This window comes from Arthrobacter sp. NA-172 (assembly GCF_043952055.1).
GTDB lineage: Bacteria > Actinomycetota > Actinomycetes > Actinomycetales > Micrococcaceae > Arthrobacter.
Genome location: NZ_JBINOT010000001.1, coordinates 608,038 through 622,932, shown reverse-complemented (window position 1 = coordinate 622,932; position 14,895 = coordinate 608,038). Strand labels below are relative to the sequence as shown.

Annotated in this window: 18 protein-coding genes; 14 read left to right on the top strand and 4 right to left on the bottom strand. The window is 60.9% G+C overall.

Features of this window, described 5'->3' with window-relative positions:
- Positions 1 to 258: 258 nt before the first annotated feature.
- Complete coding sequence (locus ACF0H6_RS03125; RefSeq protein ID WP_395248424.1) at positions 259 to 534, bottom strand: hypothetical protein; 276 nt, start codon at positions 532 to 534, stop codon at positions 259 to 261.
- A gap of 415 nt (positions 535 to 949) precedes the next feature.
- On the bottom strand, positions 950 to 1,246 hold the full coding sequence (locus ACF0H6_RS03120; RefSeq protein ID WP_395248423.1) for a WXG100 family type VII secretion target: 297 nt from the start codon (positions 1,244 to 1,246) through the stop codon (positions 950 to 952).
- 188 nt (positions 1,247 to 1,434) lie between these two features.
- Here ACF0H6_RS03120 and ACF0H6_RS03115 point away from each other — a divergent pair, with 188 nt between their 5' ends.
- From ACF0H6_RS03115 to ACF0H6_RS03060, 12 genes are all read left to right on the top strand, one after another.
- Positions 1,435 to 3,234 (top strand): RDD family protein, encoded by a 1,800-nt coding sequence (locus ACF0H6_RS03115; RefSeq protein ID WP_395248422.1) that lies wholly within the window; start codon positions 1,435 to 1,437, stop codon positions 3,232 to 3,234.
- Positions 3,235 to 3,350: 116 nt separating this feature from the next.
- On the top strand, positions 3,351 to 4,856 hold the full coding sequence (locus tag ACF0H6_RS03110) for a hypothetical protein (protein ID WP_395248421.1): 1,506 nt from the start codon (positions 3,351 to 3,353) through the stop codon (positions 4,854 to 4,856).
- Between the two features lie 114 nt (positions 4,857 to 4,970).
- Complete coding sequence (locus ACF0H6_RS03105; protein ID WP_395249862.1) at positions 4,971 to 5,342, top strand: WXG100 family type VII secretion target; 372 nt, start codon at positions 4,971 to 4,973, stop codon at positions 5,340 to 5,342.
- The gene (locus tag ACF0H6_RS03100; RefSeq protein ID WP_395248420.1) at positions 5,339 to 5,497 is read left to right on the top strand and encodes a hypothetical protein; all 159 of its coding nucleotides are present in this window, start codon (positions 5,339 to 5,341) and stop codon (positions 5,495 to 5,497) included. Before ACF0H6_RS03105 ends, ACF0H6_RS03100 begins: the two co-directional genes overlap by 4 nt.
- Positions 5,498 to 5,504: 7 nt before the next feature.
- Positions 5,505 to 5,630, top strand: coding sequence for a hypothetical protein (locus ACF0H6_RS03095; RefSeq protein WP_395248419.1), 126 nt, complete (start codon positions 5,505 to 5,507; stop codon positions 5,628 to 5,630).
- Positions 5,631 to 5,634: 4 nt separating this feature from the next.
- Positions 5,635 to 7,296, top strand: coding sequence for a hypothetical protein (locus ACF0H6_RS03090; protein WP_395248418.1), 1,662 nt, complete (start codon positions 5,635 to 5,637; stop codon positions 7,294 to 7,296).
- Positions 7,297 to 7,337: 41 nt separating this feature from the next.
- Positions 7,338 to 7,868, top strand: coding sequence for a hypothetical protein (locus ACF0H6_RS03085; protein WP_395248417.1), 531 nt, complete (start codon positions 7,338 to 7,340; stop codon positions 7,866 to 7,868).
- 26 nt (positions 7,869 to 7,894) lie between these two features.
- Complete coding sequence (locus ACF0H6_RS03080; protein ID WP_395248416.1) at positions 7,895 to 8,128, top strand: DNA/RNA non-specific endonuclease; 234 nt, start codon at positions 7,895 to 7,897, stop codon at positions 8,126 to 8,128.
- Between the two features lie 133 nt (positions 8,129 to 8,261).
- A complete protein-coding gene (locus ACF0H6_RS03075; protein ID WP_395248415.1) occupies positions 8,262 to 8,657 on the top strand; it encodes a hypothetical protein in 396 nt (131 codons plus the stop codon).
- A gap of 70 nt (positions 8,658 to 8,727) precedes the next feature.
- Entirely contained in the window at positions 8,728 to 9,258 is a 531-nt protein-coding gene (locus tag ACF0H6_RS03070; RefSeq protein ID WP_395248414.1) for a hypothetical protein, read from the top strand.
- A gap of 335 nt (positions 9,259 to 9,593) precedes the next feature.
- Complete coding sequence (locus ACF0H6_RS03065; RefSeq protein WP_395248413.1) at positions 9,594 to 10,061, top strand: T6SS immunity protein Tdi1 domain-containing protein; 468 nt, start codon at positions 9,594 to 9,596, stop codon at positions 10,059 to 10,061.
- An 18-nt stretch (positions 10,062 to 10,079) separates the two neighbouring features.
- A complete protein-coding gene (locus ACF0H6_RS03060) occupies positions 10,080 to 10,526 on the top strand; it encodes a hypothetical protein (protein ID WP_395248412.1) in 447 nt (148 codons plus the stop codon).
- A gap of 243 nt (positions 10,527 to 10,769) precedes the next feature.
- On the opposite strand, the gene ACF0H6_RS03055 is transcribed toward ACF0H6_RS03060, so the two are convergent.
- Positions 10,770 to 11,150, bottom strand: coding sequence for a cupin domain-containing protein (locus ACF0H6_RS03055; protein ID WP_395248411.1), 381 nt, complete (start codon positions 11,148 to 11,150; stop codon positions 10,770 to 10,772).
- 257 nt (positions 11,151 to 11,407) lie between these two features.
- On the opposite strand from ACF0H6_RS03055, the gene ACF0H6_RS03050 reads away from it, so the two are divergent.
- Positions 11,408 to 12,556, top strand: coding sequence for a class I SAM-dependent methyltransferase (locus tag ACF0H6_RS03050; RefSeq protein ID WP_395248410.1), 1,149 nt, complete (start codon positions 11,408 to 11,410; stop codon positions 12,554 to 12,556).
- A gap of 3 nt (positions 12,557 to 12,559) precedes the next feature.
- On the opposite strand, the gene ACF0H6_RS03045 is transcribed toward ACF0H6_RS03050, so the two are convergent.
- On the bottom strand, positions 12,560 to 13,468 hold the full coding sequence (locus ACF0H6_RS03045) for an aminoglycoside phosphotransferase family protein (protein WP_395248409.1): 909 nt from the start codon (positions 13,466 to 13,468) through the stop codon (positions 12,560 to 12,562).
- A 127-nt stretch (positions 13,469 to 13,595) separates the two neighbouring features.
- On the opposite strand from ACF0H6_RS03045, the gene ACF0H6_RS03040 reads away from it, so the two are divergent.
- Positions 13,596 to 14,849 carry an ROK family protein gene (locus ACF0H6_RS03040; protein ID WP_395248408.1) on the top strand — a complete coding sequence of 418 codons (1,254 nt, stop codon included), beginning with the start codon at positions 13,596 to 13,598 and terminating at the stop codon, positions 14,847 to 14,849.
- The last annotated feature ends 46 nt before the right edge of the window (positions 14,850 to 14,895 follow it).

Genomic DNA, 14,895 nt, shown 5'->3' with positions numbered 1-14,895 from the left:
CGCCACCGGATCAAGCGTGCAATCACTCTTCACGGAAATGAACGAACCAAAGGTGGACGCTGAAAAGTGCACGACCATACCAGTGGGAGTCGTTGCATTGATGTCCATACCCTTACCGGACGTGGTCTCGGTCTCATCAAAGATGTTTCCAATGGTGTATCTCTTTGCTTCCCAGTGGGTCTTCATCGCTTCGATCGCCGCCTTAGGATCAGCTATCGGCCCCCCGTCTCCTGTCACGGTGTAGCGATTACCGTCTTCTCAGGACTTGATGCCACACACTTCAGTGCTGTACCCCGCGGTTCTTTTGCGGTCCCACCCTGGGAAGGTTGTTCCGGAACGCAGGACGGTGTCGCCGATGGTGTCCAGAAATTCAGTGAAGACTTCCTTGGCCGGGCGCGTACCACCGAAAGGCCTGGATGCGTTGTTGGTTGTCACGGTTCCTCCGGGCTGGGCGTTTGTGGGAGCGCAGCCGGTCAGTGCCAGGGCTGAAGCAATGGCAAACGCGGCAAGCATTCGGCAAGTCGAGCGGGTCATAGTGATCAGCCTTTGGCTAGGGTTACGGGATCTTGGTTGGCTTCGTCAGGGATCAGCCGCCACGGACCAATGTCGAAACCGTACTGATTCTTGGACCCTGAAAGTGCCGGCATCCACTCTTGTCTCAATGGGACGAGATTCTTGATTTGGTCCCCGTGACCGATGGATGCCAAGGCAATATTGTGGACCGAGCCGGTGCCAAGGTCGAGGTATCCGTGGTCCTTGGTAGCCGCATCGACTTGGTAACCATCGGCGCAACACGTTCCTGGGCGCAGACCCGCTTGCCAGCAATGGGAGTGGACGGGCAGCCGGTGCTTGGTGACGACCGTCCAAGACAGAGCCCCCGGTCGGCGACGGCAGACCGGGGGCTCCTGTTACCGGACGCCGGGGCTTCCGGCCCGTATGTCAACGAATGTTACCTGCCGATCTGGCCGGCCAGCTGCTCGTCGATGCTGCGGAGCGTCTCCGCGGCGTGGTGGAGGTAGTGGGAGAGTCCGTCAAGTCCGCCGATGGTCTGCTGCGCTCCCTGGGTGAACTGCTGGTATTCGGCTTCGTAGGCTTTGGAGGATTTGTCGGTCACGTACCCGCTCGTGACCAAGGCTTGGATCTGCTTCTGAAGCTCGCCCAGTTTTGCTTCGAGATCCGCTTTGCCCGTTTCCAGACTTTTTGCGGCGGTTTCGAGCTCATCAAAGGTGACATTAAGGTTGGCCATTACTGGGTTCCTTGACTTTTGAGGAAAAAGCACGATTACACCATTGACTTTAGAAACTCTTGATGCGGGAAGCAAGCTTAGGCCGACACCTAGTCTCGTATATGGGGTTTCTTGGGACGTGGCACCGCTCTGGTGTCGTTACACTCGAAAGGATTCCCGCTACCTGTCCTCAAACGGAAAGTTCTGTTGTGCCTGAAGGCATCGTTGTCGCGTCACTGCCCCGCCGTGCCACGTCCTATCTCATTGACTTGGCCGTATTCGCTGTGCCAGCCGCCGCGGGTGTTGCCTTGTTGATCCCTGCTGGGTTCATCCCTGTGCCGGGTCCGGGAATCGTCGGTCTTTTGGCCATCGCAGTGATCGGAGGCGTGTACGGGCTCGTTCTTGCGGGCATGCTCTCCAGGACGGGCCAGTCGATCGGGGGGCGCCTGCTGGGATTGCGGGTGCTCGCCGAGGGCGCCGATGCCCCGGCGTCCGTTGGTCGGACGCTCCTGCGTGGCATAGCTTCCCTCGGCGGGTTGTTGCTTGCCGGTGTCGGCCCGCTGATCTTCGTGCTGGAATACCGGAAGCGAAGGAACGATCAGGACACCTGGCTGCACAAACTGGGCGAGAGCACGGTCATCGATATCAACGCAGGCATTGATCCGCTCAACCTTGAGCCCGCGTATTATCCGCCCCATATTGAGGATTGGTTTAAGGCCGGTACGGCCGCGGCGGTGGACATCCTCCCGCCGCCGCTCCCGGGCTGGTCGGAAAATTCGCGGCCCACGACGACGGCCCCGCTGCCTTCGCCGCCTCTGGTTCCGGTTGCAACCGCGCCGGGGCCTGAGCCCCGGCCGCGGTGGGTAGTGCCGGTTGCTCAGGGTGTGGTCGGTCTGGTCGTCATCGGCGCGCTCTCCATCAGCTCTGCCTGGGGTGTCGGCTTTCTGCAACCGCTGGAGCGGCCGTCACGGCCCAACCAGTTCAGTGCGGCCAATCTTGCCCTCCTGAAACCTCCGCTCTCAGCCGGCACGGCTAGCGGATTCCCCGGGTATTCGGCCGGCCCCGTCTGGCGCAAACCTCTCAGCGTTACAGCGCAGGTCACCGCAGCGCAGGCCGGTACCTTCATTTTCGACAACCGGGCCTTGACTATTCTGGACAACGCCACCGGTGCGGTCGCGAGCCAACAGAGCATCGATGGTGACGTGGTGTTTGCTCAGGAGACCCGGATCAGCGGTGAGCCGGGGATGGTCTGGCGTATCGGCAACACCCTCCACGGATGGGTCCCGAGCCTGGCCAAAGCGCCGGCCGTCGTCGCCGAGATACCTGCTGATGCGGTGATTTCGACCGCCGGGACCGATTTGCTGGTGACCGCGCGCGACGGGAAACTTTCCACTTTCACCAAGACCGGGCTGGCGCCGTTGGTCGCCGTGGAGGGCAAGATCGCACTGGGGGTCGACGGCGACAAACTGCTCAGCGCGAAGTATTCAGGCTCGCTGACCCTGAGCAGTCCCGACGGCAAAACGCGACAGGATGTGCCTCTGAACGCCCCGGCGGAGAACCTCCAGGTCATGAGATGGGTTACCGCCGGACACGGGCTTGCGGTGCTTTTGTGGTCCGCCTTCCCCGAGAGTCACGACCCGAACAACCGGGTCACGGTGGGCGTCTACAGGCAGTCCAGCGGTGAGCTGCTCTCCAGCATGGAAATCAGCCTCTCACGGGTCGATGAGGACCCTGTCTGGGTGCGTGGAAACGGCTTTGTTTGGGCGTCATTCGCGGGGTATGCATATAATCAATCGACTGGATTTCCCTCATTGGACCTTAAGGCTCAGGGCATCAAGCGATCCGGGATTCTTGCAGACGGCGTTCTGGGAACCACCGATGAGGGTCCGGTATTCATCCAGCAAGACAAAGCAACACCGTATAACGGAGTGACGCCGCTGGCCATTGTCACCGGCGGGGCGATTGTCAAAACCAAGGACAACGAAATACAGGCATTCGCTGCCAGATAACAGGGCTGCGCTGCAGGAGACGACTAGAAGGGGACTAGATCATCGTGGGAAGAGTTGCGCCACAAAAGCTCAAGGCTCTGCGGATTAGCCTGGCAACACTCGCCGTAGGCAGCCTGATGGCATTGCCCGTCGCCGCTTCGCAGGCGGCCGGACTATCCGCAACCGTAGTGGGAGTACCAACTCCGATGGCGACTGCTCCGGCCAGCGGAAACCCTCCGACTCCGGCAGCCGGGCTACCGAGTCCGGCTCCTTCCCCCTCGGCGTCCTCGGCTTCGGCACAGCCGCCAAGGCAGCCAGTCTCCGCCGCTTCGGCCTCACCTGCACCGCCGATCACCGTGACGGTCGGTCAGGTCTCGGCCCAGCCAGGCGGCACCTTCACTGGGACAGTTGATGGCCTCGATGCCTTGCTCCCGGCGCAGGCCACCCTGACGAGGACCTTCCCGGCAAGTCCAACGGTCACGACGGATTGCGTCCTCAACGCGCAGGCCACCAACCGGGCCCTTTCGTGCGCGCTCCCCGGCAATCAGGCCCAAGGTGCGTACGAGGTTTCCGTGACGCAGGCGGGTACCGGAGGGAAAACCCGGACGGGGACCTCCAGCGCAGTGTACGTCGTGCAGAGCGGTGCCTATGACCCGCGAGTCACCGGCCCGGGTCTTCCCATCGCGCCCGGGGCCGCCGCCAGCATCAAGGGAACTGGCTTCGTCCCTGGCGGAACCGTCAGCCTGAGCACCGGAAGCGTGATGCTGCCGGGCGGAACAGCAACCGCCGATCCGAGCGGAAACTTCGATTTCGCTCTCACCCCGAGTCCTTTCACCACGCAGGGCCAGTACTTCGTGAACGTCGTTGATGACATCACCGGTGTCAGTGCTCAGCTCTCGGTGTACGTGCTGCGTCCGAACGCCGCGCTCTCCTCCACCGTCAGTACTGGTGTCGCGGGCGGCTACAGCACCACGATTAGCGGTGCCGGATTTTCCGCCGGTTCTTACGCGCTCGATCTGACTCTCTACAACTCTGACGGGACCACCGTCGTGTCTCAGCTCGCCCAACAGGTCGCTGTACAGAACGGTGCGCTGGTGAGCACCCCCGTGGCCATCCCGGCAATCACCCCGCCCGGGCTCTACCAGGTTGCCGCCACCTCGGGGGACGCCCGCCTGGCCGCAACCTGGATCGCCGTGTTCCCGAAGCCCACCGTGCTTGCTCCCGTCACCCCGGCCGCTCCGGTGGTAGCCATCGTCCCGGTAGCCCCTTTGCCGACGGATCCCACGGTGAAAGCCCCGGCACCCGCACCGGTTCCGCTGATCCACCAGATTATTGCGGTACCCGCCACCGACCCCTTCGCGGGGCTGGCTAATAGCCAGGTTCCTGACTTAAATTCATCCTCGACCAATGCCGCGAACGGGGGGCTCCTCGGTAAGGACCCGACTCCCACCGCGCTCGGGCAGACGTCAGGATCCCCGGGTAGCCCAGCGGCGCAGGACGCCCCCGCTGCGGCGGCCTCAACGCAGGTGAGCACAACTTCGGACTTTCCCTGGTGGCTTCTGGTCCTCGTGGCCCTGATCGCAGTCGCTATCGGCCTCGCAGGCGGCTACGGCATCGCTGCGACCGGCCGCAAGCGCCCTTAAGGCACTGTGTCCGGCAGCATCGTAACGCGACGCTGGGTGGTTGTCCGGGATATGTCCATCCTTTAGCCTAATTACGAGTCGATTCCTTTTCTGAACCTTCAGGTGGTGACCAGCATGGCCGATGTGCGCGTTGATGGCGGGGCCCTGGAGGCCTTTTCCGGGTCGTTAGCCGCCCATGCGGGTGAACTGGAGCGCCGGGTCGTGGCGTTGCAAGCCCGTGCGGGCCAGGTATTGGGGAGTTCTTGGCAAGGAATCACCGCCAACGAGCTGAATGCGACTTTCGGGCGTTGGGTTGACGGGTCCCGGGGTGTGTGGGAAGCACTTACTGCCCTGTCGGCCTTCGCCGGCGTGAGTGCCTCTTCCTTCACCGTTACCGACGAGAGCCTGGCCAGAATGGCCGCGGCCGCCACGGGGGCCGCGGGCGTGAAAGTCACGCCGGAGCCGGTGTTGCCCGTCCCGTCTCACGGACGCCCGGGTCCGCAGTGAGCACGAATTTTGAAGCAGACGAATCCGGGATCGCCCTTCTTCTGGAGGAACTCGCAGCAGTGACCTCCTACGCCCGGGAACTGCTGGGCCAGGTGAAGCTCCGGGTCAGCCACGATCACCGCCGGGTGGGACGGGGCCGCGGCCCGGGCTTTTGAAGCCCAGATGATCCGGTGGCAGAACGAGTCCAACGCGATGATCGCCGAGGTCGACAACTTCATCGGGCAGGTCTCCCACGCCAGAGAGCAGTACGCCCAGGCGGCCGACGCGTTGAAACAAGGCTGGGTCTGAGAACATGCGCCTCATTGTTGATACTTCGGCCTATGTGCAGGCATCGGCCGAGTTGTCCTCGGCGCAGGTCTATCTCCGTCAGGCGCTGGACGGGTTGAGCAGCGGTCTGGCCGGTGCCGCCCAGATGGCCGGCAACGATCACGCCGGGATCAAGTTCGCCCATGACTATGACGAAGCGGCCCGGAATTTGGTCGGCGGGATCGCTGACTCCCTGACTGGTGCCGGTGTGTTGTCCAGGCTCCTGGCGGACACGGCGAATGTGTGGGCCGATGCCGAGCACTACGCTTCGGGCGGGGTCGCCCCGCCCGGTCTGGCCTGGAGCACGGCTGATACCTCGGATTTGTCCGGGACCTGCTCGGCCGTGTCGCCCACCGCACTCGGTGGACGGAGTGATTTCGTTCCCGAGGGCTGGGAATGGGTGCAATCGGTGGTCGGGGCCGTGTGGCCGAACGGTGACGCCGGCAAGCTCAGGTCGGCCCGGAAGGCGTGGGAGCGTGCCGGGGATGATCTGCGCAGCGCTTCCTGGAAAGTCGACGCGGCCAACAGCGCGCTTGCCGGGCTGGTGACCCCCGAACTTTCCCTGGCGCAGGCCAAACTTGACCAGTACCGGGGCTACTTGAATGATCTGTCGGCCGGCGCGTATGCGCTGGGTGAGGGCTGTGCCGGGTACGCGGACGGGATTGAAGAAGCCCACACGGCGATCATCAACGAACTGCAGGAACTCCTCATCACCACCGTCGCCTTGGAAGCCGGCGCGGCCCTTTTGGCGGTGTTCACGGTGGGCGCGTCCGAGGTTGTCGGCAACGCGGCCCTGATGGCGCGGATCGGGCTCACCGGTGCCCGGGTCACTGCGATGATCGCCCGGCTGGTGGAAGTCGCGGCCACGGTCGGTGCCAGGCTGGCCGGAATCACGGGGGCGATCACACGCACGGTGGGACTGCTCCGTGAGCTCAAGGTCGTCAAAGTCCTCACCTACCTGGGGACCAAGGCCCCGGCCCCGGTCCGGGCCATGACCGGGATCAGTTTCAACTCCGCGATCGGGGTCGGCATCGACGCCGCCATGCACGGCGGCACACCAACGAACGTCGCCCACGACATCCTGCTCGGCGGCATCACACCCTTCGGGGCCGGCGCGGCAGTGAACAGCATCAAAGCCGGAACCAGGGCTGCCATCGACGCGGAGAAAGTTGCGGTAGCAGGAGGCGCAACCGCGGTGGCGGGTAAGCTGCCTGGCTGGATGACCGACCGGACCCCTCAGTGGATCAAGAACAAGCTCACATCTCCGGGGATCCGCCCTTTTGAGGAGAAGATCTGGCTTGGCCAGGCCTTCAATTACGAAAACCGAGCCAGGTACCCGTTAAACGAACTTGTCCTTAGCAACGGCAAACGACTCGATTCCTACATTCCTGGTAAACAGATCATTTCCCGGAAATACACCCAGCTCGCAGAAGTCCAAGAGAGAACCGCTCTCGGGTACCTCAAAGAACTCCCGGAAAAGTACGCGCCCGGAGAGGTCGCCGCTCGAACCGGTGAGCCAATTGATGGGATATGGATACTGGAAATCCCTCGCCAAGTCAAGCCCATTCCCCAGAGCGTGCTAGATTATGCAAATAGGTACGATATCATCATTCGTGATATCACCGGCAAGCGATATAATAGCCCTTAGTAATAACTAGTTGGGGCTGACGAGAGCCAGGAATTGAAGATATGAAGTATGTGTATGGCCAGCGTTGGCATCCCACCCGCAACCAGCCTACCGAGGCCTTCGACGAGGCAGAAGCGCTGGCAAGATTCAACGGTGAACGCCCCAAACCGGGCTGGTTCACCGTAGCCGCATTCGCCGACGACGCGACCCCGGAGCAGGTACCTGAGTTTTATGCCGAGATCACCCCGCACGGAGACTACGCCAAAGTATTCTTTATTGATCCGTTCGGGTCAATTCACTATATCTTCGGCTTCCGTAAGACGGGGAACCAATTATTTCTTGAGTACATCACTGCTTATACCTATCCTGACATGACTAAGCACTATGGTCAGGATGAGTGCACAAGGCTGGTTTCGTATTTTTACAAAACCGATGGTACAGCGCGTGTGCGTACCGATGATGATGCTGCTCCAGATATTTCCGTCATGGATGTCAAGGATGTCGATGTTTCCGCTCATTGGGAGCCGATCCCGGTATTCGGGGATTGGGAGTCTTTGGGACGATTTGATGCCCGCTGGCAGCCGCTGAGTTAGTTCATGTTGGATGCTCGCCTGCTTCGGTGAACTCTTTGCAGACCTCGGTTTGCGGCCGGGAACTCCCATCGGCCAATGACTGCGGGCACATCTTCGGAAGCCAATTTGGCCCACCTGGCGAGGCAATAAACCTCACCGCCATGCGTAGCGACCTCAATAGACTAGGTAACCGCCAGTACTACGACCTCAAGAGGACCCGGGCCACGGCCATCAGCGAACGGAAAAAGGTCGATGTTCGAATGGAAATAAATTATAATTAATTAGGTGGCCTTCGTCCAATGATTTATTGCGTTGAATATCGAATCGATAGCGGCGCACTTAAGAGTAGACTTCTTGAAATTAGGTGTTTTGATGAGTGAGTGAATAAACGAGCTTCAGAGCATTCTGGGCAACTTGCTGGTTGCCGGATACTCCGGTTTTGATTGGAAAGTCATCACATTGTTTTATGGTGAGGTTGGGCAGATAGCTGAGGCAACGAGTGAGTGCCTCGATGTCAACGGGGACACCCAATATGCGTCGATCCCGAAGCAAGCGCTTGATGCGCTTGAGGTGTTGAAGGAAGTTTCAGCAACACCCGATCACGGAACGTGGGTGACAGCCGACGTGACTATTGTTCGTGAGACCGGGCAGTTCAACATCAAATACAACTACGATGAGCAGCCATCCTGGACATTGAGCCTCAGCCGGAGAATTACCTGCTCGACCTTGAGCGGTATCCCCGACCTGCCGATGAGATTCCCGCCTGGTACCCGAAGCCCGACGACTACCCCAACTGGCATGAGGAGCTAAAGCATTAGCGCGTAGTAATAACCAGCCGGGGTAAGACCAACGGCGCTGACGAGAGCCAGGAACAGACAATATGAAGTATGTGTATGGCCAGCGTTGGCATCCTACCCGCAACCAGCCTACCGAAGCCCTCGACGAGGCAGAAGCGATGGCAAGATTCAACGGGGAGCGTTCCAAGCCGGACTGGTTCACGGTCGCGGCCTTTGTCGAGGATGCGACCCCGGAGCAGGTGCCAGAGTTTTATGCCGAGATCACCCCACACGGGGCTTATGCCGCCGTTTACTTTATCGATCCGTTCGGGTCCATTCACTACATCTTCGGCTTTCGTAAGACCGGGAAGCAACTATTTCTCGAAGACATCACTGCTTATGCCTATCCTGACATGACAAAGCACTACAACCAGAACGAGTGCGCCAAAGTCGTGTCTATGTATTACAAGACTGACGGTGTCGTTGAAGTTGAAACAATTGATAAATCACAGCCAGATATTTCCGTTGTTCACTCTAAGGATGTCGATGTCTCCGCTCATTGGGAGCCGATCCCGGCATTCGGAGATTGGGAGTCCTTGGGACGATTCGACGCCCGATGGAAGCCGCTGAGCTAAACCACGTTCGACGTTGGGCTTGCTGGAGATTTGCTACCGACCTCGGGCCAATTCGGCTGACCAGGAGGTTCTTGAGCGCTCAGCATCGACGAAATTATTTTCGCGGGGGCTGGAAATATGCCGAGTCTGCCCGGGCTTGGGTTTGAGCCGCCGAACTTGTGTCATGCCAGGGGCGGCATCGTTGTCCGCCATGTGTGCAAGGGGGTCTCCTGGGACAGGGCCTTCCGGGATTCCAGTAAGGTATCTGCATGGGATTCTTCGACTTGTTTCGGTAGAAACTTCAGGCCGGCATAGCGAGTTCCCCGGTTGCCGGTTACAGGCTTTTAGAGGAAGCGGTGCCTGTTGAGGAGCTTGGTGGGTGGAGTCCCATACAGGAAGCGTTCACTCACGTCTTCGGTTTCTCCGGCCTAGGCCATCTTTTCCTCCTGAACGCCGGGACCAGTGAGTACGCGGTGCATCATCCGCTTGTGAACGCGTACAAGTCTTACGGATCCTTCGACTCTTGCGACTCGTTCGAGAGGTCTATCCTCATGGACTCGGTCTCCGAGAGCCTGGTGCTCAGGCTTGACCTTCAGCAAGAGATCGCAACGCGGCTAGGCCCGCTTCAAAGGGATCAAGTGTATATCCCGACGCCATACCCATTCCTGGGTGGCGACGAGAACGACCCGACTTCTTACAATAAGGGCGACGTGTGGGTGTTCCTATCGATCGTCCATCAAATGCTCAATCGACGGCGGGCTCCTTGGGAAACCAGTAAACCCGCAAATGGGGGATGGCCCAACAAGAACAATAACTTTCGATGACCCAGGAGGATGTTGACGATGAATCAAGAATCTATGGATCTGCAGGTTGAACTGGGATATGCCCTGATAGAGTCGTTCTCAGATGTTAACTGGAAGAAGATTAATGTTTCTTATGCCCACATAGGGTCGTTCGCGGAAGCCACTTGCAACTATGCCGATGCGCAGGGCGCAACTCATGAATCCGGGATGCCCGCCAACTCGATACAGATCCTTCGGAAGCTGAAAGCTGCAACTGCGTCCCCGGAGCATGGGGCGTGGATATCCGCTGATGCGGTTCTAGATCGTGAGACGAGCAAGATTCACATCAAATTCAATTACAACGATAAGCCTAACTGGCATATTGATCCCGAGCCAGAAAACTACCTATTAGAGCTTGGAAAGCATCCGCGCCCCCAGGATGAGGTCCCCGGCTGGTTTCCGATATTTGAGGATTATCCCAACTGGCAGGATGAACTCGCCAAATAGCGCGGATAACTCCAGTCAGCTCAGGCGACGTAGGAGCTTGCCGGTGACGGTGGGTGCAGCGAACGTTGGTGTAGCAGTTACCGCCGCCGGAACGAACGTCCCGAAGCTATCATTTGGCAGACCTACCGGAAACAACTATCGTCGGACGGTTCGAATAGGCTTGCAGTACGCTCACTGAAAGAAATACCCCGCTCATTCGAGCGGGGTATTTTTCGTTGTCAATGTAATCTTCGGTTTGCCCGGCTATTCCTCGGGTTTGATACCGTATTCTGCCGCGCTGACGAACTCGATGGCTGAGTACGTCTCGTCGCCTATGACCCTGGCATTATGCCCCGGTGGAATGGTGTACGAATCTCCTTTGGAAATGCTGATTTTCTTTCCGTCCTCCGTCTCGACTTCGAGGGCGCCAGCCAGGCAGAAGCCCACGTGGTTGAGCTGGCAGGAATCGGTCTGGACCACGGGCTTGATGCAATCCGCCCACGTCCAGCCCGGCTCGAAGCTGAGGCGGCCGATAGTGTAGTCACCGACAGTGACGATGTCCAGCACGGTTTTGTCTGGACGCCGCGTTTCGTCAGGGGAATTGTGCGACTTTACTTCAAGCTGCGTGACGACATTAACACTCATGGTCTGCTCACAAGGGGTGGGAGCCTGTTGTTCCAGATCCGCAACCTTGGCTCGTTCTGCGCAGCGGACCCTGGTGTCTGAGCTGCTGGCTAGCGGTGGGTGCGCTGGTCGTGGGCAGTGGGCAGACGGTCGATACTTGCAATCTCTACCATCCTCCGCCACCCCCGTGTTGTCGAGGGTTCCCGTGAAGGATAGATTGTCGCAAGGCCCCGGACCGCTCCGGTGGGCCCAGAAGCGAAAGAAGGCCCGAGTTCAGCGTGACCCCATTTGAGCTTGATGAATTGGACTTTGACTCATTATTTGGTGGTCTGCGCCGGTTCCCCGATGTCGAAGCTGAGAATTTGCAAGCCTTCGACGCCACCGACCGGCTGCTCCTCGAGACCGCGGCAGAATACGTCCTCGATCCGGAGACCCGCGTCGCAGTGATCGGCGACCGCTACGGAGCCTTGACCCTGGGCGCTGGGGCGGCTCTCGGCGTCGGGCACGTCAAGGTGACCCAAGACCTCTTCGCCGGCAGGCTCGCGCTCCAGCGGAACGCCGAGGCGGCAGGGCTGTCCGGCCGCTTTGAACCGTTCGAGCTGGGAGAAGAACTGCTCGACGGCGCCCAACTAGTCATCATGCAGTTGCCGAAGTCACTCGCCGAACTGGAAGAGATCGCCGACGCCGTCGCCCGCTTTGCGGCGCCAGGCGCCGTCCTGCTGGCCGGTGGACGCGTCAAGCACATGTCACTGGGCATGAACGCCGTCCTGGAAGGCAGCTTTGAGTCCGTGCAGCCGCAGCTCGCGCAGCGGAAGTCACGGGTACTGCTTGCCACCGGGCCCAGGCGTCCTGCCACTCCGCCGCCCTTCCCGGTTTCGGAACGGAACAACGAGCTCGGCGTGACGGTTTGCGCGCACGGCGCTGCGTTTTCGGGCACCAAACTGGACATCGGCACACGCTTCCTCTTGAGCTTCATGGACAGGATTCCCGGCGCCCGCCACGCCGTTGACCTCGGCTGCGGGACGGGCATCCTCGCTGCGATGTACGCGCGGAGCCGGCCTGAGGCACGCGTTACGGCGACTGACCAGTCGGCCGCGGCAGTGGCATCCGCCAGGGCAACGGCCGCGGCAAATGGGCTGGCAGATCGAGTCACGGTGGTCCAGGACGACGCCATGTCCTCCTTCGAACCAGGCAGCGCGGATCTCATCCTGCTGAACCCACCGTTCCACCTCGGCGCCAGCGTCCACGCCGGCGCGGCAACAAAGATGTTCGAGGCGGCCGCCCGGGTCCTTGCTTCCGGCGGGGAACTCTGGACTGTCTACAACAGTCACCTGCAGTATCGCGCCGGGTTGGAACGGCTGATCGGGCCCAGCACAGAAATCGGCCGGAACCCAAAATTCACGGTGACGCGCAGCATCAAGCGTTAGGCCTCAGGACAGCTCCGACAGCAACTGTTCGACGCCGAAGCGCCCGATCTCCGACATCTGCGGGTTGTCATCCGAGAAACTGAGCATCGCCGTCGCCAGGACCACCGCCCAGCCGCGGGCCCGGGCCCACGTAGCAGCATCAACCGCCGTACCCGCATCAACCGCATTCCCGAAGGCCGCCATGAAGCGGTGACGCGCACCGGCGTCGAACATCAACCATGCGACGGCGAGATCGACGGCGGGATCCCCGGCGCCGAGGTCCCCGAAGTCGAGGACAGCAGCGAGCCGGCCGTCCGGCCGCAGGAGGATGTTCGCGGGGTGGAGATCTCCATGCAGCCACAGACCAGGTCCGTCCCATGGCGGGGCTGCGCAGGCCTCGGCCCAGATCTTCCTCAACGCTGAGGCCTGCGGATAGCGGCCGGAACCGTTGAGCCGGTCCGTGACCGCGTCGGACCTGGCATCCAAAGGCACCCCGCGGACAGGGTTGACTGGCGCGCCTGGTGCGGCGGGCACATGGATGGCGATGAGGAAACCGGCCAGGTCCTCGGCCGCCGCATTCCGTGACGTCTGGGGCACCCGGGCCGCGGAAAGTCCTTCCAACCAGGCAGTGACGCTCCAATGCCACGGATAATCGGCAGATGGCAGCCCTGAATGAATAGGTGAGGGAACGGGTACCGGGGAGCGCCGGGCATACGTAGGGAGGTACCGCTGTTCATGGAGTACCAACTGTGCTGCCGGCTCCCGCCGAGGCAAGCGGATGGCCCACTCCTCGCCAAGGCGGTAGATGACGTTGTCCCAACCGTTCGCCACCAGCTTCAAGGGAAGGCCTGACAGCATGGGCAGTTGCTCCTTGAGCAAGCTCCTTACCAACCCCGCGGTGACATCCAGCTCCGCGCGCGGCATCAATGCCATGTCAGGCCTCTCCCTCCGCAATTTTGGTGCCGGTTCCACATGACCTGCGTGTGGGCATACCGGGACACGCATGGGTGCCGTACGATGCAAATGCAACAGCATTATTCGAATGATTTTAGGGGAATCCGTGACTGAGATCCGCCAGCCGACTCCGAGGCGCGGAACCAATCTGCCACGCATGGGGGACTTCAACCTGACCGTCATTCTCGACGCTATCAGGCGCTCATCGGGTGGGCTGAGCCGGGTGGAGCTTGCCCAAATTGTTGGCCTATCGCCGCAGACCATCTCCAATATCTCTCGCCGCCTGCTTGACCAGCAACTCATTATCGAGGCCGGCAAGGAAGGCAGCGGTCCGGGCAAACCCCGCACCATACTGCGCCTGAATCCTTCGGGAATGTACGCGGTGGGCGTCCACATTGATCCTGCAGTCATCACCTCGGTGGTCCTGGACCTGGTGGGCGACGTCGTCAAGCACTCCCGGATTCCCACCCCGGCCGGCAGCAATCCGCAGCGCGTCATCGCTGCCATCGCGGAGGAAATCAAGGCGCTGATCGAGGACTCCGGTGTCGATTCAGCCAAGATCGCGGGACTTGGCGTGGCCGCGCCGGGCCCCATAGACCTCGATGAGGGTACTGTTGTCGATCCACCCCTCCTGGTGGGTTGGGACCGAGTGCAGTTGCGGGACGGCCTTGCCGAAGCCACCGGGCTGGAGACCCTCGTTGACAAGGACGTCACCAGTGCGGCTGTCGCGGAAACATGGGCAGGCGGAGCGAGCGGTACGGGAAGCTTCATCTTCATGTATATGGGTACCGGCATCGGTTGCGGAATCGTCCTGAACGACGAAGTGGTCCGTGGAACTTCAGGCAACGCCGGCGAAATCGGCCACATCATTGTGGACCCCGACGGCCCAGAATGCGATTGTGGCCTGCGTGGGTGCGTCAAGTCTTCCTGCATCCCGCAGGTCCTGGTAGCCGAAGCCGAGGCGCAAGGTGTCCTGAACGGTGATCGCAAGGGGACGGAGGGCCCGGAAGTTCAGGAGGGCTTTACCCGCCTGTGCGATGCCGCTGATGCCGGCGACGAACGGGCCATCGCTATCATCGACAAGTCGGCAGTGCTGGTTGCCCGCGCTGTCGCGGTGGTCGCCAACACGCTCGACGTCGAACGCGTTGTGTTCGGAGGTCCGTTCTGGGGCCGAATGTCCGAACGGTTCCTGGAACGCGTCCCCGCCCTCCTCGCCGCCAGCAGCGCCGCCAACAGCATCCACGGCATCGAAGTTGTCGGGACCGGGGTAGGGGAGGACGTTGGTGCCATCGGCGCTGCCTGCCTTGTCCTGGAACATACCCTTGCGCCGCGCGCCCAGCGGCTCCTGTTGGAAGGCTGAGGCTTTCCACGACGTCCTGCGTTGCAGGGCAGTACCTGTCAATATC